Here is a 25,939-nt window from a genome sequence, read left to right on the forward strand (position 1 = left end):
TTGGGGCGGAGGTGGAATTCACCGATGCAAATGATAGACCTTATTGACGATGGTCCACCGTCCGTCGATCTTCAGCAATGACAGATAATCCGAAAAGCGCATGCCCGCGAATTCGTCGACGACTTTGACGCTCGCGGCATCGCCCTCGATATCGATCAGCTCGATCTCCATCAGTGGCACCGTACCGGGCGGTGCGCTGCCTTCCTCGACGATCGCAGCGATGAATTCGTCGCGCGTCATCCACTCCACTGCACCTTGATAATTGCCTATGATCGCCACCCGTGGGTGTAGAGCCTTGCGCAGCGCCGGCTCGTTCGCGAATGCCATGCCATCGACATAGAGGTGAACAACCGCGCGGATTGCTTGCTCTTCTGACATCTCGCTATTCCTCGTTTGAGTACTCGGTAAATTAGCACAGGCGCCTATAACTGGCAAAAGATCGACGACGTGATCGCGATGATTTGACGGGTTTTATTCTACGAAAACCCGCACGCTGGCGGCGCGGCCGGCGGCGTCGATGACGGTCAGCGTCGAATAGCCGGCACCATCCGGAACCCACTGATTGGTCCGGCGGCGGGAGAGGTCGGGCAGCGGCTTGCCGTTGGCAAGCCAGCGGAACGGTGCGCGGCCACCCTGTAGCTTCAGTGCCAGCGGCATCAGCGGGCTGGCGCCACCGCGCGCGCCAAGGTCGACGCGCGCGCCTTCCGGCGGATAGACGATCTGCGGCGCCGGCTCGCGGGTCGAGGCCGACAGCAGGCCGGCGGCGGTGACCGAAAAACGCCGCTGGCTGATTGGCAGTTCGGTGGCGGAAATGCGCACCGCACCCATGGGGGCAGGCGGGAACGGCGAGATGGCGACGCCCGACTTGGCGAAACCTTCGAACAGAATGGGTGCGGCTGAGACATAGCCCGCCAGTCCCGGCACTGCGCCATTGTCCGGCCGGCCGACCCAGACGCCGAGCACATGCGCGCCGTCGTAGCCGACGGACCAGGCGTCGCGGTTGCCGTAGCTGGTGCCCGTCTTGTAGGCGATGCCGAGCTGCTTGCTGCCGGCCGGCGCAATGATGTCGGAGAGAATGTCGGTGATGTTCCAGGCCGCCACGGGCTCCATCAGCGGCTCGCCTTCGATCGGTCCCGGCTGATCCTGAATGCCGTCGCCGATCCGCATAGGCTTGCCGCGATTGGCAAGGCCCGCATAGAGCTGCACCAGATCCTTGAGCGTGATGCCGACGCCGCCGAGGCCGATGGCGAGGCCCGGCGCTTCGTTGGGCGGCAATACCGGCTTCACCTCGGCGCGGCGGAAGCGCACCAGTAGCCGCGTCGGCCCGACGGCGTCGAGCAGGCGCACGGCCGGCACATTGAGCGACAATTGCAACGCTTCGCGCACGCTGACATCGCCCTGGTAGGTCATGTCGAAGTTGCGCGGGCGATAGCCGTAGAAATCGGCGGGGCGGTCCTCGATGATGGTTTCCTGGGCAACGTATCCCTCTTCGAAGGCAAGGCCGTAGATGAAAGGCTTCAGGGTCGAGCCGGGCGATCGCAGGACGCGGGTCATGTCGATCCAGCCGGAGCGGCTGGAATCGAAATAGTTGGCCGAGCCGACTTCGCCGACGATGTCGCCGGTATGCGCATCCGCCATCACCATGGCGACCGAGACCTTCGGCCCCAGCCGCTTCGATGCCTCGTCTGCCACGGCTTCCAGGCCCTGCTGGATGTCCCGGCGCAGCGTCGTATGATGCTGGATCACGCCGGGTTCCTTGCGCAGCGCGGCTTCTGCGAGATGCGCAGCATAGGCCGGCAATTGCCGCCGTTTGGCCGGGACGGGGACGAGTGCTGCCCGCTCTGCCTCGCCATCGCCGACGGCAGCCGCAACGGCGGCGCGGTCGAGCACGCGACGGCGGGCTGCTTCGGCGCTCGCGAGATTGCGGTCGGGGCGGCGCTTCTCCGGCAGTTGCGGCAGGGCGACGAGCAGGGCCGCCTGCGCGACCGTCAGATGCCGCGGCTCCTTGCCGAAATAGGCGAGGCTCGCAGCGCGAACGCCCTCTAGATTGCCGCCATAGGGTGCATGCGTCAGGTAGAGGTCGAGGATCTGTTCCTTGCTGAGTCGCCGCTCGATCTGGATGGCACGGGCGATCTGCAGCAGCTTGGCCATCACCGACCGTTCGTTGCGCGGCTCGATCAGGCGCGCCACTTGCATCGACAGTGTCGAGCCGCCGGAGACGATGCGGCCATGGCTGACGAGCTGCAGAAAAGCACGGCCGAGCGCCATCGGGTCGACGCCGTGATGATCGAAGAAGCGCCGGTCCTCATAGGCAACCAGCATGCGCAGGAACTGCGGATCGACATCGGCGACATCGGTCTTCAGCCGCCAGCGTCCCTCCGGCGTGGCGAAGGCGCGGAGCAGCTCGCCATTGGCATCGAGCACTTCGGCCGAAACGATACCGGCCTTGTCCAGCGGCGGCGGAAAGGTATGGTCGGCGGCGTCGAGGCCGAAGGCCAGCGCCACCACCGAGAGGGCGCTCACCCCGACACCAACAGCAATTTTCCACCGCGTCTTCATGTCCTGTTCTTACTGCTGCGCTGCCAGCACCTCCATACGGCCCATCGCCGTGCGGGCCGAGAATTGCGGACGGTACATGTCCTCGACGCTCGCTGCCGGATGATCGTAGGTTCCGGGAGTAACCGCGCGCACGACATAGGCGAAGCTGAGATCGCGGTCGCTGCCCGACGACTGATCGAAGGCGGCGACGAAGCGGTCGTTGCGGAATTCGACATGGGCCGGCTGCACATCGCTCAGCCAGTCGAAGTTCGACAACTGCGCGCTGTTGACGATGCTCGGATTGTCGATCTCGAAGCCGGCCGGCAAGAGGTCGGTGACGAGAATGCGCGACGGCCAGTCGTTGGTCTCCGTGACGTGCAGCACGACCACGTAGCGTTCGTTCTGCTGCGCCTGAGTGATGTTCGCCTCTTCGCCGTCGAGCGTGTAATATTTGCGCTCGATGGTGAAGCCGTCACCGCCGGCCGGCAGCGGTGTCACAGGGGCTGCGACCGTGGTCACGGCAGCCGATAGCGGCTGACGGGTGGTGTTGGTGACGGTCAGCGGATGGCCGATAAGGGCGTCGCCGGTCATCTGAGCCATGTAGGCGCCGGTGTGGGTAGCTCCGTTGACATCGAGCGTCAGGCCGTCATCGCCGTTCTGCAGGGCGCGGGCGGCAAGCAGCATCCAGGTCTGTTCCTGCGTACTGGTGTAGGTCTTGTTCTGCCATTCCTTGGCGACGACACCAGCCAGTTCCGGAATGATCGGCGGCACGGGGCGGCTTTCGGCGGCAAGCGCCAGCACCGCCGCGCCATCGCGCAACGACGAACCGTAGTCGGAACGGACAAAGCTGACCTTCGTCACCGCTGCCTGTTGCGACATCTGCAGCGCATCGACGAAGATGTTACGCGAGCGCTGCGCATCGCCATAAAGCGCTAGGGCCGCCGCCAGATGCGCCTTGGAGAGCGGCGTCGGGAAGTCGTTCAGCATGGTGTCGGCGTAGTAGCGCAGATCGCTGATCGAAGCCTTCTTGTTGCGGGCGAGCACATAGAGCGCATAGGCGATCTCGTTGCCCTGGTCCTTGACGTTGGTGTTGATGCTCAACGAATTCTGCAGGTTTTCCAGCGCTTGCACCATGGCCTGATCCGGCACGATATATTTCTGCTCGCGGGCACGTGTCAGGAAATCGGTGACATAAGCGTCGAGCCAGAGATCGCCGGAGCCCGGACCCCAGAGGCCGAAGCTGCCGGTCGAGGACTGGTAGGACATTTCGCGATAGATCGCGTCCTGAACGCGCTTGTGGATTTCAGTGTCGTCGGCCAGGCCGTTCTTGATTGCCATCTCGCTGAAATAGAGCAGCGGCAGCGCGCTGCTCGCCGTCTGCTCGGCGCAGCCATAGGGATAGCGGCTGAGGCTCATCAGAAGAGCGGGCACGTCGAAGGCGCTGGAACGGCTGACATTGACGCTAACGGAGGCGCCGGGCAGCACGCTGTCCGCGAGCAAGTCGGCATTAACCGTCAGGCTCTTGCCGGGTGCGAGCGTAATCAGCCGCCGTTCGGTCACCGGCAATTGCGCCGGCCGGACCGGGATATCGACCGATTGGTCGAGCGACATTCCCGACGCGTCCGACAGCTTGATCGAGACCGTGCCGGCGCCCGGCTGTCCACCGGTCAGCGGCAGGGTGATATTGTATTTGCCGCCCTGTTGCAGGTTGACCGTCTGCTGCGCGGCGCTGGCATCGACAGTCACGGCCGAATTGCCTGTGACTGCCAGCTTGTAGTCGCCGGCAGGCGCATCGGTGTTGGCGATATCCAGCCGGAGATTGGCCTTGTCCCCCGGAGCGAGGAATTTCGGCAGGCTGGCGGTGACGACGACCGGGTCGCGGATCACGACATCCTGCGTGGCATGGCCGATCCCGGCCTTCGACCAGGCGACCGCCATCAGGCGCGCCGTGCCGTTGAACTGCGGAATGTCGAAGCTGACATTGGCCTTGCCATTGGCGTCTAGCTTGATCGGGCCGGAGAAGAAGGCGATCAGCTTTTCCGTCGGCGGGCTCGCCTGCAAGGCCGCCTGTCCGCCGTCGCCGCCGGTGCGCAACCGCCCGGTCGCGCCGAGCGAGCCGTCGATCAGCCGACCGTAGAGGTCTCGGATTTCAATGCCGAGTTGCCGCTGGCCATAATACCAGTCGTCCGGCGCCGGCGGCTGGTAGCGCGTCAGGTTGAGAATGCCGACATCGACCGCTGCGACCGTTACGTAGGCGTTCTCGTTGGCGCCTGCGCCCGCCACCTGCACGCCGATGTTCAGCGGTTGGCGCGGCAGGGTCTTTTGCGGCGCATCGAGCTTGACCTGCAGCTTGCGTTCGCCGGGATCGACGGTCGCCCATTTGATGCCGATTGCGCGCATCGGCATGCGGCTTTCCTGCGCGTCGCCGGGGCGGAAGAGGGTGGCGGTCACATAGGTGCCGGCGCCCCAATCGGCTGTGACCGGGATATCGACTTCGCCGCCGGTGGCGCCGATGTCGGCGTCGGTCACCGAGATTAGGGTTTCGGAGCCGGCCGTTACCATCAACTGGCCGGCATAACGCGACGTCACTTTCAGCTTGGCCGTGTCGCCGATATGGTAGCTGTCCTTGTCGAGCGCAATTTCCAGCGCATCGGGAGTTTCGGTCGAGGTCGAGGCGACATACCAGCCGGCGTCGAATTCGACGCTGGATTCCGGGCCGTTCGCATCGGCCGTCTCCACCTCCAGCCGGTAACGACCCCAGGTGACCGGCACCGAGATTTCCGCTCCGTCCGTGGTGGCGTTGACCGTACCGGTAGCAACCTGCTTGGTCGAGGTGACCGGCTCGTATTTCCAGCTATTGCCGTCGCGATACCATTGGTAATCGCGCTCGACACCGAGCAGTTTCCAGGTCAGGCCCTGCATGGCCTGCTTCTGACCGTTCTGGTCGACCGCGATGACGTGGAAATTGCCGATCGAATTTTCGCCAAGATTGCCGTCGAATTCCGGCTTGATGCCGATCCGCGGCCCATCCGCTTTGACCGGCAGCGTCAGCGAGCGCTCGACGGCGCGGCCGCCGGCCTCCTGCATGCGCACGGTGACGTTGGCGTTGAGCAACTGCGTCGTCGATGGCGTATCGTTGATGGTGACGTCGAAGGTCGTCTTGCCGTCCTCGTCCAGCGCCTGCAGGTCTTCGAGCGGCACTTGTGAGCTCTCGGCCTTGTTGTCGCTGCTGCTGTCGCTATCGCTGTTGTCCTGCCCGGCGCCCTCGTCGGCGAGGCCGAATTCGTAACCCTTGTAATCGGCGCTTTCACGCGTCGGCTTTAGCGTCACTTCGCCTTCGAGGCTGAGACCGGCGGCCGGCGCGCCATAGAGATAGCGTCCGACGACATTGACCGGTGTCGGCTGGCCGACTTCGATCGCCTTGGCGTCGCTCGTCATGTCGAATTCAATGCGATCCGGCACGAAATCGTCGACGAGGAAGGTCTGCGAGCCGATGGAGGCGCCCTTCGGGTCGGTATAGATGTTCATCGTCCAGGTGCCGCGCATCGCCGTCTGCTGCAGCGGCAGGTCGACATTGTAGCCGCCGAGCTTGCCACCGTCGGTAACGATGCGGCGGTCCTCGACGCCGTCGGGGCGCAGGAAGACGAAGGTGAGCGGCAGGTTCTCGACCGCCATTGAGCTGACGTCGCGGGCAAGAGCCGAGGCATGCACGGTTTCGCCGGCGCGGTAGATGCCGCGTTCGGTCCAGGTAAGCAGATCGATGGCGCCTGGCGCCGTACGGCCAGTGACGCCGCGGTCGGAGAGATCGAAACCAGCGCGGGTCATATCGAGGAAGACGTAGTCCTGATTACCGTTCTGCGCCGTGATGACCGCCGGCGTCATGCCAGCCGTGCCGCGCATCAGGCCGGCGCTGAAGGTGGCGCGGCCATTCGCGTCGGTCTTCGCAGTGCCGAGGATTTCATTGTTCTTGGCGAGCAGTTGCAGTTCGACGCCGGCGATCGGCTTGGCGCTGCCGAGCGAGCGGGTGAAGACGTTCAGGCCGTCGGTGCCGGCATAGGTGGTGACGCCGATATCGGAGACGACGAACCATTGCGTCGCCTGCGGATCCCATTCCTGGCCGCCGCCGTTCGGTGCAACCGCGGTCAGGACGTAGACACCGGGCTTGCGCTGCGGCAGCGCCTCGTCGACCGGGAAGCTGGTGACGACATCCTTGTTCAAGTCCTGCTGGATATCGATCGAGCCCTGCCAGACCAGTTCGCCGCTGCTGTCCTGAATGGTCTGGGCGCTATAGCTGTCCATCTGCGTCAGGAATTGCGAATTGCTGAGCAACTGGGCGATGTTGCGGTCGCCGATGCGGTAGAGCTTCAGGTTGGCGGTGGTGGTGTTGACCGAAACCAAAGGAATGCCGCGCCGCGCCGTCGACGGCAGCACGAAATTATCGCCGGTGAAGCGGATCGAGGCGGTACGGTCCTTGACGTAGACGTCGATGTCCACCTGGGCGGCAAGGTCCTCATCGACGGAGGAGGGCAGGCCGCGGCGCAGCGAAATCTTGTAGTGCTGGCCGAAGTCGAGGCCTTCGACGCAGATCTGGTTGTCCTTGGCATCCACGCCCTTGGGGGCGCCGCCGTTGACGGTGACGAAGGGCGTGTAGTCGACGCCGCTCTTCACCAGCTTTTCGGAGAATTGCAGGCAGGCGCGTGGCGAGGCGTTGTCGTTATCCAGCGTGTTGCCGGTGACACGGAAGCCCTGGCGGGCTCTCAGATCGTCATAGGCGGCCTGTATCGTCGGAGAGCTGACCAGAGCAAGGCTCGCCTTATAGGCGCTGAGCGCCTGGCGATAATTCTGCGCGTTCTGCAGCGAGGTGGCGAGCACGGCGAGCGCATCGGCGCGGCTCCGCGTCGTGCGGGAAAGCTGATAGCCGTTGAGCGCAGCGTAGGCCGCCTGGGTGGCGACGGTGGTGTCGTTTGTTATCGTGTTGGCGGCCCGCGCCATCTCGACCCAGAGATCGCCGTTATCAGGCGCCAGCGACAGCGCGCCTTGGAAGGCGTTCAATGCGTTGTTGACGTTGCCGGAGGTCAGCTCGATGCGGCCGAGTGCTGTCAGGCTTTCGACACCCTGTCCCTTCAGCTCGTTGGCGAGCGTCAGCCTGCTTTTCGCATCGCGTGCGCTTTGCACAAAATTGTCGGAGAGGAAGGGGAGGGCGGGGGCAGCGCCGATATCCGGCTCGTTGGCGGCAGCAGTTTCGACGATTTTGCCGGCGACCGCGCCGGGGAAGCTGTTGAGCTGGTTGAAATCGGACTTCAGGAAGCACCATTTCACCTTGGGATTATAGGTGAAGGCTTTGCAGGATTTATCGCCGATACAGGACGTCGAGCATTGATCCAGCGTTACGTTTTGCTCGGTGCGCAGGTCGAAGCCGAAGTAATCGCCATCCTGCGTGGTGACCACCTGCCGCTTGGCATCGGCGGCGCTCGCCGGCATCAAAGCGGCGAAAGTGGCGAGAAAAAAAGCGGAAAGTCCGATGAACGCGCGCTTAGACATAAGTCCCCCCAACGCTGCCGTTTCGATTGGCCGCACTCTTCAAACTTCGGGCTAATTTGTCAACCGAGCGTCGAGATGTAAACGCAGCGTTTGCGACTATGCCGATCGATCCGGCGCAATCCTTCCGACAAGAAGTCGCTATTTTAGGCCACACTTTCGCAGCTTTCGGAGGCGCGCCTGGCGGCGCTCTTGAAAGCATCCCGGCTGCGTTATCTGGTCGCATGCGTTTGACCGCTCCAAACCCTGCCGTTGTTTCTTTGCAGCCAGCGACGGCTCGATGCTATCGCGTGGTTTCCAACGCATTTTAGCAGATTACGACCAAGGCTTCGCGTTCATCATGCCGACATGAAACCGACACGTTCAGAGGTCCGCACCATTATATCGCACCCGAGGTGGGATTCGTAATACAAATGTCACGTTGAAAAGTATAATTGGAGAGAGCGACATATAATTTGATCGCTCAGTAAATTATAGCGCCGCTATTGGTAGAATAATACAAATATATAACCATACCATCAAGAAAATAGGTTCGCTTCAAAGCATACCTCCTTGATGATTGGTGCGGGAAAATTGGAGACAGCATGCTGAAACTCAGCGCTGTAACAAAGACGTTTGGCTCGTCGACTGCCGTCAATTCTATTGATCTTGAAATCGGCAAAGGACAAATCGTCGGCGTTATTGGCCGATCCGGAGCGGGCAAGTCGACCTTGCTCAGGATCATCAATCGCCTGATCGATCCAAGCAAAGGCGCGATCGAGTTCGACGGCAGAGTCGTCAGCGATCTCAAGGGACGCGAGTTGCGCCTGTGGCGGGCCCGTTGTGCGATGATCTTCCAGCAGTTCAATCTGGTGAACCGGCTCGACGTCTTGACCAACGTTCTCGTCGGCCGCGTCGCCACCAACGGCACGCTGCCGATCCTCTTCAAGCAGTTCTCCGCAGCAGAGCGGACGATGGCGGCAAAGGCGCTTGATCGCCTCAATCTGTTGCCGCAGGCGATGCAGCGCGCCGACACCCTTTCCGGCGGCCAGCAGCAGCGCGTGGCGATCGCCCGCGCTCTGGTGCAGATGCCGGACATCGTACTTGCAGATGAGCCGATCGCCTCGCTCGATCCGCACAATGCCCGCCTGGTCATGGAAGCTCTGAAGACGATCAATCGAGAAGACGGCATCACCGTCATCTGCAATCTGCACACGCTCGATGCGGCGCGCAGCTACTGCGATCGCATCATCGGTCTCGCCAAGGGCGGCATCGTCTTCGATGGCGGTCCGGAGGGCCTGACCAGCGACGTCCTGCAACGGATCTATGGTGGGGATGGCGCTGCGCCCATCGACGAAAGCCTCACCGCCGGCCAGTTCGGGCGCCCCCAGATCATCCCGGAAACCAATCCGGTCTGGGCCGAGCCGCTCCCCACCGTTTGACGGGCGCCTGCCCGTCATATTTTCCGGTCCATTCCACGGAGTTTGTTGTCATATGACCCATTACTTTGCCCGCCGCGTCACTATTGCGAGTTTTATCGCCGGCGCCCTTCTTGTCGCCGCCGTGCCTGCAAGGGCCGATTGGCACGACCAGTACAAGGAGCTGAATTTCGGCATTTCCAGCTCGGAAAACGAGCGCGACGCCGTCGCCCGCTACGATAAGTTCGCCGCCTACATGACCAAGAAGTTCGGCGTTCCCGTCCATATCCTTTGGGGCACGGACTACGCTGCCGTTATCGAGGCTTTGCACTCCAGCAAGATCCAGTTCGCCACCATCGGCGCTGCCAACTATGCACTCGGCCGCAAGGTCATGGGCGACAAGATCACGGCAGTCGCCACCAGCGAAGATAATTTCGGTTCGACGGGCTATCACTCGGTCATCGTCGTCAAGACCGACAGCCCGTACCAGAAGATCGATGATCTCAAGGGCAAGGTTCTGGCCTGGGCCGATCCGAACTCGACCTCCGGCTATGCCGTGCCCCTCTATTTCATGAAGAAGGACGGCATCGATCCTTCGAGCTTCTTCTCCAAGACGCCCTTCTCCGGCAGCCACGAACTGGGCGTCGTCGGCGTCGTCAACGGCACCTTCGATGCGGCCGCCGACGACTGGACCAATCCGCAGAAGAGCAATGCGCTGCGCATGGAATCGAAGGGCATGGTGCCGAAGGGGTCTACCCGCGTCATCTGGACCTCGAATCTGATCCCGAACGGCCCCTACGTCATGCGCACCGACCTGCCGCAGGACCTGCAGGACGCCTACCGCGCCGCCGTCCTCGCCTTCCCGAAGGAAGATCCAGAGGATTTCAAGGCTCAGACCGACGGCACCGAGAAGGACCTCGTGCCGGTCAAGGACTCTGACTACGACGACATCATCGCCATCACCCAGGCGAACGATGCCGACCGCCGCAAGCACTGACGGCCCCATTCGGGCGCAGGCCTTCCGGCCTGCGCCCAGTTTTTTGTCTGCGTGAGCAAAATCCATGACGTTTGAGATCGACGCCGGCCACGCCGCTAGGATCGAAGCTTTCCACCGCTCCTTTGCTATCGAACGGCGCAAGCTGTGGTTTCAGACCGTGATCTATGGCGCGTTGCTCGTCGCGGCGGTGGTCTTCTCAGCTATTTTCAGCGGGTTCAGTTTCGGCGAGCTCATGAGCGGCCTGCCGGATGCTTGGCGCTATATATCGTCCACTTTCCCCGAGCTGCACTACGCCACGCTCGGCCATGACCTCGGCGAATGGTACTGGAATCTGCCGCGCTGGCTGGAACTGCTTGCCGAAACGGCTCTGATGAGCTTCGTCGGCACCATGGCCGGCGGCATTGCGGCGCTGCTTCTCTGCTTTTCCGCCTCGCGCAATCTCATGCGCAACAATACGCTCTATTTCCTGTCGCGCCGTTTCCTTGAACTCGCCCGTACCGTGCCGGACACGGTCTATGCGATGATCTTCGTCTTCGCCTTCGGCATCGGGCCCTTGGCCGGCGTGCTGGCGCTCGCGGTGCATACGACCGGTTCGCTCGGCAAGCTGTTTTCCGAAGTCAACGAAAGCGTCGATACCAAGCCGATCGAAGGCGTTATGGCGTCGGGCGGCAACTGGCCGGTCATCATGCGACTTGCGGTGCTGCCGCAGGTCCTGCCGAATTTCATGAGTTATGCGTTGCTGCGCTTCGAATATAATATCCGCAGTGCCTCCGTGCTCGGCATTGTCGGTGCGGGCGGCATCGGCGAGGAGCTTTATCTTTCCATCCGCCAGTTCGACTATCCCGATATCAGCGCCATCGTCCTCCTGATCATTATCGTCGTCATGGCCGCAGACCTGAGCTGCGAAGCCATCCGCCATCGCATGATCAGCAGCGAATCCCTGCGGTACACGCCATGACCAGCTCGACCCTCATTCCCGAAACCGGTGAAATCGCGGCTTGGCGCTATGCCCATCCGGAGCTTTTCGCCAAATCCTTCGCTGAGCGCTGGCGCACCCGTGGCATCGTACTGCTGCTCGCCGCCGTCTTCATCTTCGGCCTCTGGTGGATCGATGCTACACCGCTGCGCTTCTGGAACGGTGCCGGAAGGTTGGGCTTTCTCATCAGGCTGATGCTGCCGCCCTCGAGCGGCGGCGTGTTCGGCACCTATCTGCAGGCACTGGGCGAAACGCTGGCCATGGCCTTCTTCGGCACATTTCTGTCGACCATCGTCGCTTTTCCGCTCGGCTTCCTCGGCGCGCGCAACATCGTGCCGAACATCTTTCTGCATTTCGGCTTTCGCCGCGTGCTCGACATACTGCGCGGCATCGATATCCTGATCTGGGCGCTGATCTTCGTCAGCGCCGTCGGCATGGGTCCCTTCGCCGGCGTACTCGCCATCGCCTTTTCCGACGTGGCGTTCCTCACCAAGATCTATGCCGAGGCGATCGAGAATGTCGACCGCAAGCCGATAGAGGGCACGCAGGCCGCCGGCGCCAACCGGCTCCAGGCGATCCGCCTGGCCGTCGTGCCGCAGGTGCTGCCCGTCATCCTTTCCAGCGCGCTCTACTTCTTCGAATCCAACGTCCGCGCCGCCACCATCCTCGGCATTGTCGGTGCCGGCGGCATTGGCCTACAACTGTCGCAACAGATCCTGGTCAACAATTGGGATCAGGCCCTGTTCATCATCATCATGATGCTGGTCGCCGTCGCCATCATCGACTTCATCTCGCGCCGGATTCGGTTGAAGATCATCGGCGGCAAATAAAAGCCGGCATTTTCGACGCCGGCCTGTCTACCATCCTTTCGAGTTCCATTAGTAAGTCTGCCGCCCCTCCGTCCATACCGAGCGCACGACCGGCAGGCCTTCGACCATGCTGACACGCACGAGATCCGCGCGTTTGCCTGATGCGATGCTGCCGCGGTCGGTGAGACCGACGGCGGTTGCCGGGTTGAGGGTAACCGTGCGGATCGCATGCGTCAGGTCGTAGCCGATATCCTCCGCGGTCAGTGCGAAGGCGCTTTGCAGCAGGCTGATCGGCACATAGTCCGAGGAAACGATGTCGAGCAAACCACGCCGGGCAAGGGCAGCGGCCCCGACATTGCCGGTATGCGAACCGCCGCGAATGATGTTGGGCGAGCCCATCAGAATCGCCAGACCATGGGCGCGAGCGGATTCCGCCGCTTCGAAGGTCGTCGGGAATTCGCAGATCACCACACCTTCGCCGGAAGCCTGGGTAATGTGATCGGTAGTTTCGTCGTCGTGGCTGGCGAGCGGGATGCCGTTGGCGCGGCCGATCTCGATCAGCGCAGCGCGATTGACAGGGCCGAGCGTGCGCGAGGCTTCTATCAGCTCTTCGATGGCACGGTCGAGTTCTTCCGGCTCGAAAGCGCGATAGGAGAGCTGCTTCTTCTTGTATTTTTCCAGATCCGGCGACTGGCGTTGACCGGGCGAATGATCCATGACCGACATCATCCGCGTCAGTGGGTCGGTGGCGAAGGGCTCGAACATCTCGACCACGCGACCATCGGTGATCTCGCAGCGCATGTGCAACAGATGATCTGCGCGCAGCAGACCGCGGGCGCGGGCGGTGCGAATACCCTCGACCATCGGCATCAGGATTTCGTTGCGCTCGGGATTGCGCAGGCTGGAGCCGATGCAGATGGCGTCGAGCACGGTGGTGATGCCGGACGAAATGATCTGCGCGTCATGTGCCATCGCCGCCAGCACGGTGTTGAAATGCACGCCCGGGCGCGGCATGACATGCTTCTCCAGGCTGTCGGTATGTAGGTCGACAATACCGGGCATCAGATAGTCGCCATTGAAGTCGATCGCGACGGCGGCCGAGCTCGCACCCTCGGCGATATCGTCGATACGGCCATGGGCGATATGGACGGTGCCCTCGACCATCTCTTCGGGAAGGATGATCCTGGCATTGGTCAGGACGAGTGAATCGCTCACGCTGCGCTCCCTTGATAGGCCAGAACTTCGAAGAGGCGGTCGGAGACGGCGTCGCGCACTTCCTGATCGTGGAAGATGCCGACGATTGCCGTGCCGCGCGCTTTCGCTTCGAGAATGATGTCGATGACGGTGCGGCGGTTTTCTGCGTCCAGCGAGGCCGTCGGCTCGTCGAGCAGCAGGATCGGGTAGTCGACCGCAAAGCCGCGGGCGATGTTGACGCGCTGCTGCTCGCCGCCGGAGAAAGTCGCCGGTGCAAGGCTCCATAGCCGTTCGGGGATCCGGAGCCGTGTCAGCAAAGTTCGTGCCTTGGCCTCGGCTTCTTCGCGGGCGGCGCCACGCATCAGGCCCGGTTCGGCCACGATGTCCAGCGTCGGCACGCGCGGAATGACGCGCAGGAACTGGCTGACATAGCCGATGGTGCGGCGGCGAACTTCCACCACCTCCCAGGGCTCTGCCGTGGCGAGATCGACCACGGCGTCGTCATGCTCGACCAGGATCGAACCCTTGTGCGGCTTGTAGTTGGCATAGAGCGAACGCAGCAGTGTCGATTTGCCGGCGCCGGAAGGCCCGTGTAGGCAAACGCATTCGCCACGCCGGACATCGAGGTCGAGGTCGGCGAAGACCGGGATGCGCGTGCCGCCTTGGGTGTGAAGCGTGAATGTCTTTGACAGCGAGCGGACGCTGATCGGAGTGTTTGCGGAATTCTTGTCGTTGTTCATCGCTCAGACCTGCAATACCGAGGAAACCAGAAGCTGGGTGTAGGGATGGTGCGGGTCGTCCAATACTTGGTCGGTGAGACCCTGTTCCACGACATCACCGCGCCACATCACCATCAGCCGGTCGGCGAGCAGTCTGACGACAGCGAGATCGTGGGTGACGACGATCGCGGCTATGCCGAGTTCACGCACCAGCCCGCGCAGCAGGTCGAGCAGGCGCGCCTGCACCGAAACGTCGAGACCGCCGGTCGGTTCGTCCATGAAGACGAGGCGTGGCTTGGTCACGAGGTTGCGGGCGATCTGCAGGCGCTGCTGCATACCTCCGGAAAAGGTAGTCGGCTTATGATCGGTGCGGGCAATATCGAGCTCGACCTTGGAGAGCCAGTCCTCGGCATTGGCGCGGATCTCGCCGTAGTGCCGCTCGCCGACCGCCATCGGCCGCTCGCCGACGTTTCCGCCGGCGCTGACATTCATACGCAGACCGTCGCGCGGATTCTGATGAACAATGCCCCAGTCCGTGCGCATCAGCATCCGCCGCTCCGGTTCGGAAAGCGAGAGAATGTCGATGAGGCCGTGCCGGCGTGTATCGTATTCGATGCTGCCGGCATCGGGCTTCAAGCGAGCCGAAAGGCAGTTGAGCAGTGTCGACTTGCCGGAGCCGGACTCGCCGACGATGCCGATGACTTCGCCGGGATAGAGCGTGAAGGAAATGTCTTTGCAGGCGGCGACGTCGCCGAATGTCTTGGAAACGCCGGTGACGCGCATCAGCGGCGTACGGCGCGGTGTTGAAACAGCAGCCATCACGACGGCTCCTTCTCGGTTTCGTTGAGCGAGGTGAGCGCCAATGCCGTCGGATTGCCGCCTTCCGGGCCGACATGGCCGGCTGCGCGGCGCGTGGCGCAATGGTCGGTATCGGAGCAGACGAACATGCGGCCGCCTTTGTCGTCGGTGACGACTTCGTCGAGATAGCTGTCGGTCGCGCCGCAGAGCGCGCAGCAGCTTTTCCAGCTCTGCACCTTGAAGGGATGATCGTCGAAATCGAGGCTGCGCACCGTCGTATAGGGCGGCACGGCATAGATGCGCTTTTCGCGGCCGGCCCCGAAAAGCTGGATGGCCGGATTGTGTGTCATCTTCGGATTGTCGAATTTCGGAATCGGCGTCGGCGACATCAGATGCCGGCCGTTGACCATGACCGGATAACTATGCGCGGTGACGATCTGGCCGAAGCGGGCGATGTCCTCATAGAGCCTGACCTGCATCAGCCCGTATTCGGCATAGGCATGCATCTTGCGCGTTTCCATCTCGCGCGGTTCGAGGCCGCGCAGGGGTTCCGGCTGCGGCACCTGGTAGACGAGGATCTGACCTTCGGCGAGCGGCGTTTCCGGAACGCGATGGCGGGTCTGGATGACCGTGGCATCCGAGGTTGCCTCGGTCGTTTCGACGCCGGCGACGCGGGTAAAGAAGCGGCGGATGGAGACGGCATTGGTCGTATCGTCGGCACCCTGGTCGATGACCTTGAGCACATCCTTCGGGCCGATGACGCTTGCAGTCACCTGGATGCCGCCAGTGCCCCAACCATAGGCGAGCGGCATTTCGCGGCCACCGAACGGCACTTGATAGCCGGGCACGGCAACCGCCTTCAGGATGGCACGTCGGATCATCCGCTTCGTCTGCTCGTCGAGATAGGCGAAGTTATAGGCGTCGCCGCCTTTGGTTTTTTCTTGGCTTGTGTCTTTTTGGGCCGCGCTCATTCGGCTGCCTCCTTGGTTTGGCGTGCCTCGAATTCCGCGCGCAGTCCGCGCAGCAGCTGGAGGTCGCCCTGGAAATCGACATAGTGGGGAAGCTTCAGATGCGAGACGAAGCCGGCCGCCTCGACATTGTCGGTGTGGTAGAGGACAAATTCCTCGTCCTGCGCCGGAAAACGCGCCATCTCGCCGAGCTCGCGGCAGCGCAGCGCCCGGTCGACTAGCGACATCGCCATGGCCTTGCGTTCGCTCTTGCCGAGCGCCAGGCCGTAGCCGCGGGTGAAGCGGGCGGCTTCCGTCTTGGAGCCGCCGAATTGATTGATCATCTGGCATTCGGTGACGACGATATCGCCGATCTCGATGGCGAAACCCAACTCTTCGGGCACGAATTCGACCGGCACTTCGCCCATGCGGATTTCGCCGACATAGGGGTGGCTGCCGCCATAGCCGCGCATGGTCGAATAGGCGAGGGAGGTGAGAAAACCTTCGTCTCCGCGGGCGAGGTTCTGCAGCCGCTGGTCGCGATTTGCCGGAAAGGCCATGGGCTGGCGGGTCAGGTCGTAAACCGGCTCGCCTTCGCGTACGGGAATTTCGTGCTCCATGAAATCCTCCTGTGCGACGATATCGGTCACGCGCGGCATCAAGGCATCCAGCGGCTGATTGGCGATTTCGGCCTGGGGCGCTGTGTCGTCCGTTTCCATCAGATCGAAATCGAGCAGGCGGTGCGTATAGTCATAGGTCGGACCGAGCACCTGGCCGCCCGGCAGATCCTTGAAGGCGGCCGAGACGCGGCGCTGGATATCCATGGCTGCCGTATCGATCGGCTCAGTGATGCCGATGCGCGGCAAGGTCGTTCGGAAGGCGCGGAGCAGAAACACAGCTTCGACGACATCACCCTGCGCCTGCTTCAGCGCGAGTGCCGCCAGTTCGCGATCGTAGAGCGAGCCCTCGGTCATGACGCGATCGACAGCGAGGCCAAGTTGGCTTTCGATCTGACCGACTGAAAGCTCCGGCTCGGACGTATCGCCACGCCGTTCTTCGGCGATCAGCTTGTGGGAATTCAAAATGGCGCGTTCGCCGCCTTTGACTGCAACGTACATGGGACTATGCCTCCACTCTGATGCCGCGCGGCAGGCCGATGATGTCGCTGCCGCTCACGAAAATCACATCGACACCCATCGGATAGAGCCCGTGATTGTCGTCCCAGTCCTGCCAGAAATGCTCCGGAAGCCCATCGATGCCGCGGGTTGCGGCATGCTGGATGCCCGGCCCGGTCCAACGCATCGGCTTTCCCGACGTCAGCGACGGCACCTGCAGGATGAGCGTGCACGATGTGTCGGGATATTTGTCGTCGCCGAAGGAAAAAGCCGACAACGGCGGCATCTCGCCCGGCGTCGTTACGATGGCGAAACGGCCGTTGGCGGTATCGGAGACTAGCGGCGAACCGGCATGGAAGCGGATATAATTTGTGGCCGCCGAGGCATGGGCGAGGTCGAGCCAGACCGGCGTCTCGAAATCGAGAAGCGTCAGCACGATCGCCGCCGTTGCCGGCATCAGGAGGTCGGGCACATCGGCAAGCCGATCCAGCGTCTGGACACGGCCGGGATAGGCTGTTGCATCAAGAATTCCGCGGAAAGTCGCCTGGGCGTCGAAGATCGGCTCGGCAAAGCCCGGTTTCAGATTTCTTGTATCAATAGCGACGCTCATTTCTTCGTCTCCGCGCGCACCATGGTGAAAAATTCGACTTTGGTGGAGGCAGCCTTCAGGCTCTTCTGCTGCCGCCGTTCGGCCTGATTGCTCTCCAGGCGTTCGATGACTTTGCTGGCGATAGCGAAGCGATGCTCCGGCTTCTGCATCAGCGCGTCAAAAACGGCCGCAAGCTCCGCCTGCCTGGTGTCGCGGCCTTGGACGTAGGCATAGCCGGTCGTGCCGTCGGCAAGCCGCAGGGCACACCGCGTCATGCTCATCTCGGTCATGTTGAAAGCGTCGCCCGTGCCGCCGGCCCGCGCCTGGACCATCACGAGGCCAACCTCCGGCTGACGCAGCCATTCGTAGGTGGGCTGCTCGTGCAGCGTGCCCCAGGCTTCTTCCAGTTCACCACGGCCCGCGCGGGCGAGGATGCCCATCCAGCGCCTCCGGTCGGCATTGTCACCGGCCGCTCTTTCCTGTCTCTCGTCTTGCACCATCTCACCCCTGAGCAAAGCCGTTTACGGTCGTGACCATGCGTCCACCGCGACCGTTTTTCGGTGGCAGCGACATCAGGCAAAACCGCAAACCTAATATAACAAAGGTCCGTACCTTAATTTCGCAGTACGGACCTTTACAGATCGTCTGTTTCACCCTTATGACGATGGCTAAGATGATTTCGGTGAGGCGAAGGTCTCCTGATGAACCTGGCCTGGCGGCCATGCGCAAAGGATCGGAAACATGGCTTCAATGGCAGAAACCGGTGACATCAATGGCGGCGAGAGCCAGGAGCGTGGCCGGCTGTGGCGTAGTGTCGCGTCGTCGCTGAGGGAAGATATCCGCAGCGGCAAGCTCATCGCCGGCATGCAGCTGATGACCGAGCTCGATATGGCCAGCCATTTCGACGTCAGCCGCTTCACCGTCCGCCGTGCGCTGGCCGAGCTGGAAAAGGAAGGCCTGATTCGCATCGAACATGGTCGTGGTCTCTTCGTCGCCGAAGACGCCATTCCCTATGCGCTCGGCGAGCGCACGCGCTGGACCGAAAATATGAGCCGCGCCAGCCTCGAGAGCCAGCGCCGCATCCTGGCGAGCACGATCGAAGAGGCCGATGCCGCCACACTGCGCAATCTCGAATTGCCGCGCGGAGCCGAGGTGGTCGCGATCGATTCCATGGGTGAGGTCAGCGGCCGGCCGCTCAGCATGGCGCGCAGCTATTTTCCCGCTGAACGCTTCCGTGGCATCGACGAATTACTGCGGCTGAATCCGTCGCGCACCGTCGCCTACCGCTCCTTCGGAATCATCGACTATAAGCGCAAGAGCACCCGCATCATTGCCCGTCTGCCGAGTGTGCGTGAAGCCAAGACGCTGAAATTGCCGAAGACGAGGCCGGTGATCGAGATCCACAAGGTCGATATCGACACAGAGGGACGTCCAATTTCCTTCGGCATCTCCTGCTTCTCCGGCGATCGCGTCCAGCTCGTCATCGAATAAGTGCATCCCGCTTTCAGTCTCGATCCGCGCGATTGCGGAACGAAAAATATCGGCACCGGCGAAGATGCCGATGCCGATGTTGCGCGAGAAATCGCTGACGACAATCCTACCGGTTCGTCATAGCCAGCGACGCGTCGGTGTAGCGCTTGCCGGCCACCAGCTCCAGCGGGATGATATCGCTCAATTCCTGAGCTTCTTTGGCCGAGAGCGTGATGTCGGCGGCGGCCGCATTCTGCTCCAGATGGTGCAGCTTGCGGGCGCCGGGGATCGGTACGATGTCGTCGCCCTGGTGCAGCACCCAGGCGAGTGCGAGTTGCGCCGCCGTGACGCCTTTGTCCTTGGCCAGCGCTTCGAGCTTGGCGACGAGCACGACGTTGGCGTCGAAGTTCTCGCCTTGGAAACGCGGCAGGTTGCGACGGAAGTCATCGGTCGCCAGATCGTCCGCGGTGCGGATCGCACCGGTCAGGAAGCCGCGGCCGAGCGGGCTGTACGGCACGAAGCCGATGCCGAGTTCACGGCAGGCCGCGAGGACCTCTTCCTCCGGGTCGCGGCTCCAGAGCGAATATTCGCTCTGGACGGCGGCAATCGGATGCACGGCATGGGCGCGGCGGATGGTGGTGGCACTTGCTTCGGAAAGCCCGAGCGCACGGACTTTGCCCGCCTTCACCAGCTCCGCCATGGCGCCGACGGTATCTTCGATCGGAACATTCGGATCGACGCGATGCTGGTAGAAGAGGTCGATAACATCGGTGTCGAGGCGTTTCAGCGAGGCTTCAGCCACCTCTTTCACATGCTCCGGTCGGCTGTCAACGCCGACCATCGACGCCAGACCGGACTTTGCCAGATCGAGCTTGAAGCCGAACTTGGTCGCGATGACGACGCGATCTCGGACGGGCTTCAGCGCCCGGCCGACCAGCTGCTCATTGGTGAAGGGGCCGTAGGTTTCGGCAGTATCGAAAAAGGTTACGCCTAGGTCGACGGCGCGATGCAGCGTTTTGACGGACTCGTTATCGTCAGTCGCGCCGTAGGCGAAGCTCATGCCCATGCAGCCGAGGCCGACGGCGGAAACAGTAAGTTCCTTGCCGAGTTTGCGGGTTTTCATAGTCGTGTCCTCTTGAGCTAAATTCTGGTCCGCGACGACCATTCTTGCCGGCCGCGTGACAAGGGAGAAATTATGCCTGCCGATAACGAATGAAAATGCATGCAAATCCAAATGGGCTGTTCTATTATTTAGATCAATGAACAGAACTCAGCTCTCCCAATTGGCGGTCCTCGCCGCCGTTGCCGCCCATCGCAGCTTCCGTGCCGCCGGCAAGGAATTGTCGATCGCGCCTTCCGCCGTCAGCCATGCAGTCTCCAGCCTGGAGGAAAGCCTGGGCGTGCGGCTGCTTGCCCGCACCACCCGCAGCGTCTCGCCGACGGAGGAGGGCAAGGTGCTGCTGGAACGTTTGGCGCCCGCACTGGAAGAGATCGATATTGCATTGGAGGATACGCTCGCCGCCCGCGGGCGTCCGGCCGGCAACCTCCGCATCACCGCGCCGCGTTTCGCCTCCGACCTGCTGCTTGCCCCGCGGCTTGGCGATTTCCTGAATACCTATCCCGATATTACCCTGGAGATCGCCAATGAAGACGGCTTCACCGATATCGTCAGGGAGGGCTTCGATGCCGGTATCCGGCTGGAAGAGAGCCTGGAGGCGGATATGATCGCGGTGAAGATATCGCCCGACATCCGCACGGTCATTGCCGGGTCTCCGGCCTACTTCGAGAAGAACCCGAAGCCTCTGCATCCGCGCGATCTCGTCCACCACCGCTGCATCAAGCGGCGTTTCACCAACGGCGCGATTTATCGCTGGGAATTCGAGAAGGACGGCCGCGAGCTGATTGTCGCCGTTGACGGGCCGCTGATTGTAACGGAGGACCGATTGGGGGTGCTGGCAGCGTTGAACGGGGCTGGGCTCGCTTATCTCTTTGACATGCGCGTGCATCAGGAACTGGCCGAAGGCCGGCTGATCCGTGTGCTCGAGGACTGGTGTCCGCCCTATTCCGGCCCCTACATCTACTATCCGAGCCGTCGCCAGATGCGCCCGGCACTCAGGGCGTTCATTGATTTCTTCAAATACACTGGATGAGGCCGAAGGAAGCGGCCGGATGGTCCGGCCGCCTTTCGGGTATTACAATTCAGGCCGCAGCCTTCTGATTGGCGGCGGTCATCGCCAGCTTCGTCAAGGTCTTGTCGGTATTGGTTTCCTGCTGCAGCGTCTGGTCGAGCAGGCTGACGGCATCCTTGAGGCCAAGCGTCTGGGCCCAGGTCTTCAGCGTACCGTAGCGAGCCATTTCATAATGCTCCACCGCTTGCGCCGAGGAGATGAGGCCGGCGTCGAGCGCGGGTGTGCCCTTGAATTCCTCGATAATTTCTTCGCCCTCGGCGATGATTCCCTGGATTGCTTCGCAGGTCTTGCCCTTGGCGCGTTTGCCCATCAGCTCAAAAATCTGCTGCAGGCGTTCGACCTGCCCCTCGGTTTCCTCCCGGTGTTTTTCAAACCCTGCTTTCAATTCGGAGGATTGTGCGGCACGTGCCATCTTCGGAAGTGCCTTCAAGATCTGCCTTTCGGCGAAGTAGATATCCTGCAGCGTGTCATAGAAAAGGTCTTCCAACGTTTTGTCCTTGGCCATGGTTTCCATCCTTGTTTTGGGGCCGTCACTCGTGGTGACCCTCTTACAAGGGTATGGCTGCTCAATTGTTCCCCAGAAAGCGGGTAGCGAAGTTTTGAAAAAGACGGAATGCTGAGCCGATCAAAGGAATCGGGGACGCTACTGATGAAAAAGCCGGGATCGATGAAGGGCCTGGAGGAGCTCGGCCGCGTCAGGCTGTCGAAGAATTTTTTCTTCCGCGATTTCCTACATTCGGAGATCGCCGATTTCCATCGCATTCCGAATATCCCCGACGACCCCGATCTGGCAATCGAGTCCGGCAGCCGGCTTTGCGAGGAACTGCTGGAACCGCTGGAGGCGACCTTCGGCCGACTGCATATCCGCTCTGGCTATCGAGCGCCTGATGTCAACGCCTTCGGCAACAGGAACGGCTTCAATTGCTCGACCAACGCCCATACCGCCGCGCACCACATTTGGGATATGCGCGATCTCGATGGCTGCATGGGCGCAGCGGTCTGTATCGTCGTGCCATGGTTGATCGACAATAGCCGCGAGGAGGGCGATTGGCAGAAGCTTGCGTGGTGGATCCACGATCATCTGCCCTATGCCTCGCTCTGCTTCTTCCCGAAATTATGGGCCCTCAACATCCAATGGCACGAGCGGCCGCAACGGACGATCCAGAGCTATGCGCGGCCCCGCGGCATGCTGACCAAGCGCGGCATGGCAAATTGGGAAGGCGATCATTCCGCCCTCTACGCAGGACTTCCGAAACCGATTATTTGACTGGACATGATCCTATCCAAAAACCGCTTCGCGCTTTTTGTGGTCATGCCTCAAAAGTTGATGCGGTAACGAATGTGTCCGTCGCTCTCGACATAGCTGTCGTAGAGCTTGCGGGCGGTGGCGTTGCTCTCTTCCATATGCCAATAGAGCCGCGCCCAGCCATTCTTCTTGCAGAGGGCGACGAGATCGTCGAGCAGCGCCCGGCCGACGCCCTGACCGCGCGTGCTTTCGTCGACGAACAGGTCTTCCAGATAACAATCCGGTGCGCGGACCCAAGTCCCTTCATGCGTCAGGCAGAGCGTGAAACCCTTGACCTCGCCATCGACTTCAGCGACGCGCATGAAGATGGCGGACGCCGGATCGAAGACCCGGCGCCATGTCTTGTCGGTGATATCGGGTGCGATTCCGACGCCATAGAAAGCGAGATAGTCGGCCCAGAGCTTGCGCCAGCGGGTTTCGTCTTCGGGCCTGGCATCGCGGATCACCACGGTCATAGGTTCATTCCTGCCTACGTTATTCGCCGGCCTTATCTAGCAGGCCCATGGCTTCGTCGGAAAGCGAAAGCTTCGCCGAATTGATCAGAGCGTCGAGTTGGCTGAGGCTGGTGGCGCTGGCGATCGGCGCGGTGACGCCCCTTTTGCGCAGCAGCCAGGCGAGAGCGACATCGGCCGGTGTCGACTTGGTCTCTGCGGCAATGGTATCGAGCGCGGCAAGAATGCGGAAACCCTTGTCGTTGAGGTAAGCCGCGACGCGGTTTTCACGCGCCCGGCCTTCGGTATCGGCCTTGTTGCGGTATTTGCCGGTGAGGAAGCCGGCCGCAAGGCTGAAATAGGTGATGACGCCGATGTCTTCCTTGACGCAGAGGTCCGCGAGCGGGCCTTCGAAGCTTGCACGTTCGTAGAGATTGTATTCCGGCTGCAGCACGTCGTAACGCGGCAGACCCGCTTTCGCGGCGGCATCGAAGGAGGCCTGCAACTGCTCGGCATTGAGATTGGAGCAACCGACATGGCGGATCTTGCCCTGCTCCTTCAGCTTGGCATAGGCGCCAAGCGATTCTTCATGCGGCGTTTCCGGGTCCGGCCAGTGCGAAAGATAGAGATCGATGTAGTCGGTCTGCAGCCGCTTCAGCGAATCCTCGACTGCCTGGAGGATGTAGTCCGCCTTCAGGCCCTTCTTGCCAGGCCCCATTTCCGAGCCGACCTTGGTGATGACGATCGCCTTGTCGCGGGCAACGCGGCTCTGCTTCAACCACTTGCCGATGATCTCTTCGGAATCGCCGCCCTTGTTGCCGGGAACCCAGCGGGAATAGACGTCGGCGGTGTCGATCGTGTTGAAGCCGGCGTCGAAAAAGGCGTCGAGCAACGCGTAGGAGGTCTTCTCATCGGCCGTCCAGCCGAAGACATTGCCGCCGAAGACGATCGGTGCGGTGAATAGGTCAGTTCGTCCAAGCTTACGCATTTCCATAATGACTCTCCAAATCACTTGAGCAAAAAACCGGCGCGGAAAAGGACCGGAAGGGGCGGGAACATCGGGGCAAGTTATCGTCCCGTCACAGGAAATGCCACTAACGATTATTTTATTCGGTCGCTGATCGCCGGTAGTGACTGGGCGGCAGTTCGTTATATTTCGACCAGACGCGCCGCATATGCCGCGGTGAGGCGAAACCGGATTTTTCCGCCACGCGCTCCATATCCAGCCGCGAATTGGTCAGGACATCGCGGGCGAGCGTCACGCGCATCAGATTGACATAAGCGGTTACCGACAGGCCGGCATGCTCCTGAAACAGCCGCGAAATATGCCGCGCGCTCATCGCGCCGATTCCAGCCAGCTCCGAGAGCGACCAGCCATGGGCGGGATCGGCCATGATCGCATCCTGAACGCGATGAATGGCGGGATGCACATGGTTGCGGCCGCTCAGCCACGGCGAAAGCTGCGGATCGGCGCCGGTGCGGCGCATGTAGACGACCATGTGGCGGGCGATCGTCAGCGCCGTCATCGGCGAGGTGAGCTTGGAGACGATGTGCAGCATCAGGTCCGTACCGGTGGAGATGCCGGCACTGGAATAGCGCTCGCGGTCCTCGACGTAGAGCCGGTTGTCGAGAACGCGCGCAGTCGGAGCATACTGCTGGACCTCCTCGATGCAGGCCGCGTGCGTCGTGCAGGCATAGCCTTCGAGCAGGCCGGCGCGGGCGGCAAGCACAGCCCCTGAGCAGATGGTGACGAGCGTGACGCCCGGGCGAATCGCCGTTTTTAGCCAAGTGGCGATGAGCCCATTCTCCTCCTCGATGTCGTCGGCATCGGGCGGCGGCGTGACGCTGCCGGAGACGACGACCAAGGCACCCTCTGGAATGCGATTGGGCAACGGCAGGAGGTCGGAAAGCGTCAGGCCGATCGAAGTGGTCTGCGTCGGCCGGGCGGCAATGAAACGATAATCGAACAGAATATCCTCCTGTTCGATATTGGCGCGGCGCAGAACCTCCACCGGTCCGGCGACATCCATTAGCAGCGTATAGGGCGGCAGGAGGACATAGACGGGAATGGCCCGAAGGTGCCTGTCCGTTTGATTCATGCGGCGCTCCTGGTGGTCGCGGCGGCAAGCGCATCTTCCACAGTGGCGATGCGGGCGAAACGGCCTGATAGCACCAGCTCGGTACGCTTCTTGATGTCGTCGGCACTGAAAACCGTACCGGACGCATGCGTCATCGGGAAAGTCAACGTCGCTTCGGTGACGTAGTCGACTTCATAGCCAAGATCCGAAGCATGGCGCGTCGTCGTCTCGCAGCATTGCTCGGTGCGGATGCCGGAAACAATCAGTTTGCGGATGCCGTTTTCCACCAGCCAGACGTCGAGGCCGGAACCCACCAAAGCGGAATGGCGGGACTTATGGAATACGGCGTCTGCCTCGAGCGCAATCTCCTCGAGCTTGCGAACATACCCGCTCGACAGGCTGAAATGCTCGTCGCCATCGACATGGAAAATCTGGACCACCGGAATGCCTCGGGCCTTGGCGCCGTCGATCAGCACCTGCAGCCGGTCGACGAAATCGGGCAGGTCGTCGGTTCGCCAGTAAGGGCGCTGACGAAAGGACTCTTGAACATCGATGACCAGCAAAGCGATATCGGCATGGGACATTTTTGTATCTCCTATGTTTGAAGGATAACCGAAGCTAGATCCCAACGGATAGACCCAAAAGCCACATGCTGGACAAAATAGGGACAGATCCGGCCAATGTAGCTTCCGGCATCGCAACGAGTTTTTGACTTGGCGCCGCTCCATGCCATTGCGCCTCGGGTAAGGGCCGAATAAAGTTGGCTCCGGTTTCATCGCGGGCAAGATGACCTATCGTTTTGCTCTGCCCATCAATTTCATAAGGACCCATCCGAAAGCCGCTTCGCG

At 61.8% G+C, this 25,939-nt stretch carries 23 protein-coding genes; 7 read left to right on the forward strand and 16 right to left on the reverse strand.

Going from position 1 to position 25,939, the window contains the following annotated elements; genetic code table 11:
• Positions 1 to 18: 18 nt before the first annotated feature.
• From FHT86_RS17485 to FHT86_RS17495, 3 genes are all read right to left on the reverse strand, one after another.
• Entirely contained in the window at positions 19 to 378 is a 360-nt protein-coding gene (locus FHT86_RS17485; RefSeq protein ID WP_133708094.1) for a nuclear transport factor 2 family protein, read from the reverse strand.
• A 93-nt stretch (positions 379 to 471) separates the two neighbouring features.
• Positions 472 to 2,559, reverse strand: coding sequence for a penicillin-binding protein 1C (gene pbpC / locus FHT86_RS17490; protein WP_133708095.1), 2,088 nt, complete (start codon positions 2,557 to 2,559; stop codon positions 472 to 474).
• Between the two features lie 9 nt (positions 2,560 to 2,568).
• Complete coding sequence (locus FHT86_RS17495) at positions 2,569 to 8,079, reverse strand: alpha-2-macroglobulin family protein (RefSeq protein WP_133708096.1); 5,511 nt, start codon at positions 8,077 to 8,079, stop codon at positions 2,569 to 2,571.
• A gap of 581 nt (positions 8,080 to 8,660) precedes the next feature.
• Between FHT86_RS17495 and phnC the strand changes: the two genes are divergently transcribed.
• The 4 genes from phnC to phnE (FHT86_RS17515) all read left to right on the forward strand — a co-directional run bounded on the left by phnC (position 8,661) and on the right by phnE (FHT86_RS17515) (position 12,276).
• Positions 8,661 to 9,497 carry a phosphonate ABC transporter ATP-binding protein gene (gene phnC / locus FHT86_RS17500; RefSeq protein ID WP_133708097.1) on the forward strand — a complete coding sequence of 279 codons (837 nt, stop codon included), beginning with the start codon at positions 8,661 to 8,663 and terminating at the stop codon, positions 9,495 to 9,497.
• A gap of 52 nt (positions 9,498 to 9,549) precedes the next feature.
• A complete protein-coding gene (gene phnD, locus FHT86_RS17505) occupies positions 9,550 to 10,470 on the forward strand; it encodes a phosphonate ABC transporter substrate-binding protein (RefSeq protein ID WP_166656851.1) in 921 nt (306 codons plus the stop codon).
• 64 nt (positions 10,471 to 10,534) lie between these two features.
• A complete protein-coding gene (phnE, locus tag FHT86_RS17510) occupies positions 10,535 to 11,428 on the forward strand; it encodes a phosphonate ABC transporter, permease protein PhnE (protein WP_133708099.1) in 894 nt (297 codons plus the stop codon).
• On the forward strand, positions 11,425 to 12,276 hold the full coding sequence (gene phnE / locus FHT86_RS17515) for a phosphonate ABC transporter, permease protein PhnE (protein WP_133708100.1): 852 nt from the start codon (positions 11,425 to 11,427) through the stop codon (positions 12,274 to 12,276). The genes phnE (FHT86_RS17510) and phnE (FHT86_RS17515) overlap by 4 nt, the downstream gene beginning before the upstream one ends.
• Before the next feature lie 48 nt (positions 12,277 to 12,324).
• Here the strand turns inward: phnE (FHT86_RS17515) and FHT86_RS17520 are convergent, their stop codons facing one another.
• From FHT86_RS17520 to phnG, 7 genes are read right to left on the reverse strand one after another with little or no spacing between them, the layout of a single operon-like run.
• Positions 12,325 to 13,470, reverse strand: coding sequence for an alpha-D-ribose 1-methylphosphonate 5-triphosphate diphosphatase (locus FHT86_RS17520; protein WP_133708101.1), 1,146 nt, complete (start codon positions 13,468 to 13,470; stop codon positions 12,325 to 12,327).
• Positions 13,467 to 14,189 carry a phosphonate C-P lyase system protein PhnL gene (gene phnL, locus FHT86_RS17525; protein ID WP_133708102.1) on the reverse strand — a complete coding sequence of 241 codons (723 nt, stop codon included), beginning with the start codon at positions 14,187 to 14,189 and terminating at the stop codon, positions 13,467 to 13,469. Before phnL ends, FHT86_RS17520 begins: the two co-directional genes overlap by 4 nt.
• Before the next feature lie 3 nt (positions 14,190 to 14,192).
• Positions 14,193 to 14,987 carry a phosphonate C-P lyase system protein PhnK gene (gene phnK / locus FHT86_RS17530; protein ID WP_133708103.1) on the reverse strand — a complete coding sequence of 265 codons (795 nt, stop codon included), beginning with the start codon at positions 14,985 to 14,987 and terminating at the stop codon, positions 14,193 to 14,195.
• Positions 14,987 to 15,937 (reverse strand): alpha-D-ribose 1-methylphosphonate 5-phosphate C-P-lyase PhnJ, encoded by a 951-nt coding sequence (locus FHT86_RS17535; protein ID WP_133708104.1) that lies wholly within the window; start codon positions 15,935 to 15,937, stop codon positions 14,987 to 14,989. The genes phnK and FHT86_RS17535 overlap by 1 nt, the downstream gene beginning before the upstream one ends.
• The gene (locus FHT86_RS17540; RefSeq protein WP_133708105.1) at positions 15,934 to 17,031 is read right to left on the reverse strand and encodes a carbon-phosphorus lyase complex subunit PhnI; all 1,098 of its coding nucleotides are present in this window, start codon (positions 17,029 to 17,031) and stop codon (positions 15,934 to 15,936) included. Before FHT86_RS17540 ends, FHT86_RS17535 begins: the two co-directional genes overlap by 4 nt.
• Before the next feature lie 4 nt (positions 17,032 to 17,035).
• Positions 17,036 to 17,638: a phosphonate C-P lyase system protein PhnH gene (gene phnH / locus FHT86_RS17545; protein WP_133708106.1), complete on the reverse strand. Its 603-nt coding sequence runs from the start codon at positions 17,636 to 17,638 to the stop codon at positions 17,036 to 17,038.
• The gene (phnG, locus tag FHT86_RS17550) at positions 17,635 to 18,117 is read right to left on the reverse strand and encodes a phosphonate C-P lyase system protein PhnG (protein WP_133708107.1); all 483 of its coding nucleotides are present in this window, start codon (positions 18,115 to 18,117) and stop codon (positions 17,635 to 17,637) included. Before phnG ends, phnH begins: the two co-directional genes overlap by 4 nt.
• 241 nt (positions 18,118 to 18,358) lie before the next feature.
• Between phnG and phnF the strand changes: the two genes are divergently transcribed.
• Positions 18,359 to 19,108, forward strand: a complete 750-nt coding sequence (gene phnF, locus FHT86_RS17555) for a phosphonate metabolism transcriptional regulator PhnF (RefSeq protein WP_133708108.1) — start codon at positions 18,359 to 18,361, stop codon at positions 19,106 to 19,108.
• A 106-nt stretch (positions 19,109 to 19,214) separates the two neighbouring features.
• Here the strand turns inward: phnF and FHT86_RS17560 are convergent, their stop codons facing one another.
• Complete coding sequence (locus FHT86_RS17560) at positions 19,215 to 20,210, reverse strand: aldo/keto reductase (RefSeq protein ID WP_133708109.1); 996 nt, start codon at positions 20,208 to 20,210, stop codon at positions 19,215 to 19,217.
• A 136-nt stretch (positions 20,211 to 20,346) separates the two neighbouring features.
• Here FHT86_RS17560 and FHT86_RS17565 point away from each other — a divergent pair, with 136 nt between their 5' ends.
• Positions 20,347 to 21,237, forward strand: a complete 891-nt coding sequence (locus tag FHT86_RS17565; RefSeq protein ID WP_133708110.1) for a LysR family transcriptional regulator — start codon at positions 20,347 to 20,349, stop codon at positions 21,235 to 21,237.
• A 49-nt stretch (positions 21,238 to 21,286) separates the two neighbouring features.
• Here the strand turns inward: FHT86_RS17565 and FHT86_RS17570 are convergent, their stop codons facing one another.
• On the reverse strand, positions 21,287 to 21,781 hold the full coding sequence (locus FHT86_RS17570) for a ferritin-like domain-containing protein (RefSeq protein ID WP_133708111.1): 495 nt from the start codon (positions 21,779 to 21,781) through the stop codon (positions 21,287 to 21,289).
• Positions 21,782 to 21,925: 144 nt separating this feature from the next.
• Between FHT86_RS17570 and FHT86_RS17575 the strand changes: the two genes are divergently transcribed.
• Positions 21,926 to 22,543, forward strand: coding sequence for a hypothetical protein (locus FHT86_RS17575; protein ID WP_133708112.1), 618 nt, complete (start codon positions 21,926 to 21,928; stop codon positions 22,541 to 22,543).
• A 50-nt stretch (positions 22,544 to 22,593) separates the two neighbouring features.
• Here FHT86_RS17575 and FHT86_RS17580 read toward each other — a convergent pair whose 3' ends face one another.
• The 4 genes from FHT86_RS17580 to FHT86_RS17595 all read right to left on the reverse strand — a co-directional run bounded on the left by FHT86_RS17580 (position 22,594) and on the right by FHT86_RS17595 (position 25,675).
• Complete coding sequence (locus tag FHT86_RS17580; protein ID WP_133708113.1) at positions 22,594 to 23,037, reverse strand: GNAT family N-acetyltransferase; 444 nt, start codon at positions 23,035 to 23,037, stop codon at positions 22,594 to 22,596.
• 19 nt (positions 23,038 to 23,056) lie between these two features.
• Entirely contained in the window at positions 23,057 to 24,007 is a 951-nt protein-coding gene (locus FHT86_RS17585; RefSeq protein WP_133708114.1) for an aldo/keto reductase, read from the reverse strand.
• A 112-nt stretch (positions 24,008 to 24,119) separates the two neighbouring features.
• Entirely contained in the window at positions 24,120 to 25,112 is a 993-nt protein-coding gene (locus FHT86_RS17590) for a GlxA family transcriptional regulator (RefSeq protein ID WP_133708115.1), read from the reverse strand.
• Positions 25,109 to 25,675, reverse strand: coding sequence for an isochorismatase family protein (locus tag FHT86_RS17595; RefSeq protein ID WP_133708116.1), 567 nt, complete (start codon positions 25,673 to 25,675; stop codon positions 25,109 to 25,111). The genes FHT86_RS17590 and FHT86_RS17595 overlap by 4 nt, the downstream gene beginning before the upstream one ends.
• Positions 25,676 to 25,939: the final 264 nt, after the last annotated feature.

Source organism: Rhizobium sp. BK313 (assembly GCF_014193655.1).
Taxonomy (GTDB): Bacteria; Pseudomonadota; Alphaproteobacteria; order Rhizobiales; family Rhizobiaceae; genus Rhizobium.